Consider the following 284-nt stretch of genomic DNA (forward strand, 5'->3'; position numbering starts at 1 on the left):
CGAAGACCAAACGGCTGATGTACTGAGCATGGCCATGCCCTTGCTCATGGGGGCCATGAAGAAAAACGTGTCTACTCCGGACGGGGCCCAGGGCCTGATGAGCGCCCTCTCCTCAAAACATTCCGGGGGTATCCTGGACGACCTGGGCGGTTTGTTTGGCGGGGGTGTGGACGCAGAGGTGAAGCGGGACGGCGCCGGGATTCTCGGCCATATCCTGGGAAGCAAGCAGCCGGCCGTGGAAAGCGCTCTGAGCCAGAAATCCGGGATGGACGCCTCCTCGGTTG

1 protein-coding gene is annotated in these 284 nt (G+C 62.3%); it reads left to right on the forward strand.

The features are described from left to right. Positions 1-284 (forward strand): DUF937 domain-containing protein (locus ACRHNM_RS16630; RefSeq protein WP_431137737.1); only part of this gene is annotated, 284 nt, incomplete at both ends.

Source organism: Psychroserpens mesophilus, assembly GCF_050617655.1.
Taxonomy (GTDB): Bacteria; Bacteroidota; Bacteroidia; order Flavobacteriales; family Flavobacteriaceae; genus Psychroserpens; species Psychroserpens mesophilus_A.